This window comes from Bradyrhizobium sp. P2_E8, from assembly GCF_056403875.1.
The window spans coordinates 1-3,246 of the sequence record NZ_JBFUES010000857.1 but is presented as its reverse complement, the minus strand read 5'-3'; the positions used below and the strand labels follow the sequence as shown (position 1 = coordinate 3,246).

The window sequence follows — 3,246 nt, the reverse complement described above, 5'->3', positions numbered from 1 at the left end:
CAAGAGGTMGTTTTGCGAAGGCTCGGAGTGGGCGCTTTGCCTCACACTTCTCCCTGGGATTATGGGTCCCGGGCTCGCGACTTCGTCGCGCCCCGGGACGACAGTGGAGAAATGTAGCGGCGCTTCTACCTACCACATCCGTCTCGCGCTGCTCCAGCTCTTCAGCGACGCCCACACGCCGCGCGACAGGCGGAAGCAGTCGACGGGTGTGGAGGAGCCCAGCGCCAGGAAGCGGTGCAGCTGGACGCCGCTCCACTGGAAGCCGCACTTTTCCAGCACCTTGCGCGAGGCGGGGTTGGTGACGCGCGCGCCGGCATAGAGGTGGTCGTCCTCGAACTCCTCGAAGAAGAAGTCGATCGCGCCGCGCGCGGCCTCGGTGGCGAAGCCCCGGCCCCAATGCTCGACGCCGAGCCAGTAGCCGAGCTCGGCATTGTCGGGCTTCGAACAGTCGATCCCGACCATGCCGACCGGTCCGCGGTCGTGCTCGATCAGGAACACGGTCTCGCTGCCGATCTCGGCGGTGGCGCGGACGAATTCGACGGCGTCGTCCTGCGAATAGGGATGCGGCAGGCGGCGGGTATTTTCCGCGACACGGCGGTCGTTGGCGAGGTGGGCGATGGTCCTGACATCGGCAAGTGTCGGGCGCCGCAAGGTCAGCCGTTCGGTGGCGACGACGCTCGGTCTCGCCGCCCGCAAGGTGGTGCTCGAAAAATCCTGCAACATGTCCGGCTCCGTCGAAGTCACTAAGACAAAACGAAAGGGGAGGCCGGTTTCCCGCCTCCCCTGGAGCCTACTTGTGGACTCCGCCGGTTTGGTCAGGACCCGGCGGACTCCAAATTTGATCCACCGTCTATTCAGCCGCCTCTGCGATCGGGAGCACCGATACGAACGTGCGGCCGTTGGCTTTGGCTTGGAACGTGACGCGACCCTCGATCTTGGCGAACAAAGTGTGGTCCGTGCCCATGCCGACATTAAGGCCGGGATGCCAGGTGGTGCCGCGCTGACGCGCAATGATGTTGCCGGGAATCACAACTTCCCCGCCGAACGCCTTGATACCGAGGCGCTTGCCCTTGGAATCGCGACCGTTGCGCGATGAACCGCCTGCTTTTTTGTGAGCCATGGCTCGTCTCCGAAATCCTGAGTAGTTCTAGATCAATTCCTTGACGGAATCATTTCACAATTTCTCACGCATCAATTCGTGAATTGGCGTGATCAATTTATGCGGCGGCGTCTTCCTTGGTCGCTTCCTTGGCGACCTTCTCCCTTTTCGGACGCGGCCCCTTGGTGGGCTTGGCGTTGTCCGTCAGGATCTCGCTGACGCGCAGCACCGTGATCTCGTCGCGGTAGCCACGCTTGCGGCGCGAATTCTTGCGGCGGCGCTTCTTGAACGCGATGACCTTGGGGCCGCGCTTGTGGTCGAGCACCTCGACCGCCACGGACGCACCGGCCACCGTCGGCAGGCCCAGGATCGGCGTGTCGCCGCCGACCACCAGAACTTCATTCAGCTGCACGATCGAGCCGACTTCGCCTTCGATCTTGCCTACTTCCAAGACATCATCCGGAGCGACGCGGTACTGCCGGCCGCCGGTTTTGATGACTGCGAACATCGTTGTTTTCCTTCGTGTTCAATCCCGGCCTCGCGACAGTCTGTCGGGGCCGGCTTTTTGTCAGTCGCTATGGGTTTATGCGAGTTTTGTGCGGGCGGGAGTTATCCCTTTGAAAACCCACACAAAAACAAGCGGCGCGAGAAACGCCCCGCGCCGGGTGTGGGACTTATAGCCGCCGGACGCCGCAAGTCAAGGAAAACCGCCGAAAAAGGCCCGGATTTGAAGGATTTGGCCGCCCGTCCGCCCGTTAGCCGATTCTCCGCCGGCTTTGCAACCAACGGGTTCCCGCGCCGTTGTCCCAAGATTTCGCAAGCGGGCAAGGGCACCCATGGCAACGGACGAACTGGTCGCGACGACGGGCATTGCGCAGCACGGCGCGAGCCGCCTGCCGTCGGTGGATGTCGACAGTTTCAACCTCGAGATCAAGGACGAGGACGGTTTTCTCGGCGACCGCGCCAGCAAGGGCGCGTTCCGCGACATCCTCGACCGCTGGCGCAAGCCGCTGCGCAAGACCGGCGAGGACCCGTTCGGCAAGGAGCCCTCGGACCAGATCAGCAAGAAGACACTGGATGCGATCCTGATCGGCGACGACACCGAGGCCTCGGCGCTGGTGCACAGCGCGATCGAGGATTTCGCCCAGGAGCTCGCTTATGTCACGCGCCGCTTCCTCAAGACCAAGGCCTGGGCCAAGACCGAGCGCATCATCGTCGGCGGCGGATTTCGGGATTCCAGGCTCGGCGAGCTCGCGATCGCGCGCACCGAGATCATCCTGAAATCCGAGGACTTCAAGATCGACATGCAGCCGATCCGCCATCATCCCGATGAAGCCGGCCTGATCGGCGCGCTGCATCTCGCGCCGTCATGGATCTTCGAGGCCCATGACAGCATCCTCGCCGTCGATATCGGCGGCACGAATATCCGCTGTGGCCTCGTGGAAACCAGCTGGAAAAAGGCAAAAGACCTGTCGAAGGCCAAGGTCGTGACATCCGAGCTGTGGCGTCATGCCGATGACGAGCCGACGCGCGAAGGCGCGGTGAAGCGGCTCACCAAGATGCTGAAGGGGCTGATCACCGAGGCCGAGACCGAAGGCTTCAAGCTCGCGCCCTTCATCGGCATCGCCTGCCCCGGCGTGATCAACGCGGACGGCTCGATCGAAAAGGGTGCGCAGAACCTGCCGGGCAATTGGGAGAGCAGCAAGTTCAACCTGCCGGCAAGCCTGAGCGAGGGCATCCCCGAGATCGGCGAGCACGACACCGCGATCCTGATGCACAATGACGGCGTGGTTCAGGGCCTGTCGGAGGTGCCGTTCATGCAGGACGTGGAGCGCTGGGGCGTGCTCACCATCGGCACGGGCCTCGGCAATGCGCGCTTCACCAACCGCCGCAAGGACAATGGGAAAGACCGTGATTCTACCGAGAACGGGAAGAAAAAGGCCAAGTCTGACAAGGAGTAACCTTGACTGGTTAGGTTAAGGGACGGATTGCGTTGCGGTGCATGGGGCACCCGCTACGGTCGAATTTGTCGCCTCACCTGGCCGGCGAAGCCGCCCTTCCTGGCCAGCATTTCAATGAGCGGCACCGGGACCGCCAGTGTTTACCGCGTCTGGCGGTCCCGACCCCTCTTTCGGAGTCCCAGAGCG

At 63.0% G+C, this 3,246-nt stretch carries 4 protein-coding genes; 1 reads left to right on the top strand and 3 read right to left on the bottom strand.

Going from position 1 to position 3,246, the window contains the following annotated elements; all coding sequences use genetic code 11:
• Positions 1–129: 129 nt before the first annotated feature.
• The 3 genes from AC1D00_RS33135 to rplU all read right to left on the bottom strand — a co-directional run bounded on the left by AC1D00_RS33135 (position 130) and on the right by rplU (position 1,607).
• Positions 130–723 carry a GNAT family N-acetyltransferase gene (locus tag AC1D00_RS33135; RefSeq protein ID WP_477013568.1) on the bottom strand — a complete coding sequence of 198 codons (594 nt, stop codon included), beginning with the start codon at positions 721–723 and terminating at the stop codon, positions 130–132.
• Between the two features lie 127 nt (positions 724–850).
• Entirely contained in the window at positions 851–1,120 is a 270-nt protein-coding gene (gene rpmA, locus AC1D00_RS33130) for a 50S ribosomal protein L27 (protein WP_011083253.1), read from the bottom strand.
• 97 nt (positions 1,121–1,217) lie between these two features.
• Entirely contained in the window at positions 1,218–1,607 is a 390-nt protein-coding gene (rplU, locus tag AC1D00_RS33125; RefSeq protein ID WP_135178832.1) for a 50S ribosomal protein L21, read from the bottom strand.
• A 328-nt stretch (positions 1,608–1,935) separates the two neighbouring features.
• On the opposite strand from rplU, the gene AC1D00_RS33120 reads away from it, so the two are divergent.
• Complete coding sequence (locus AC1D00_RS33120) at positions 1,936–3,060, top strand: ROK family protein (RefSeq protein ID WP_027547569.1); 1,125 nt, start codon at positions 1,936–1,938, stop codon at positions 3,058–3,060.
• Positions 3,061–3,246: the final 186 nt, after the last annotated feature.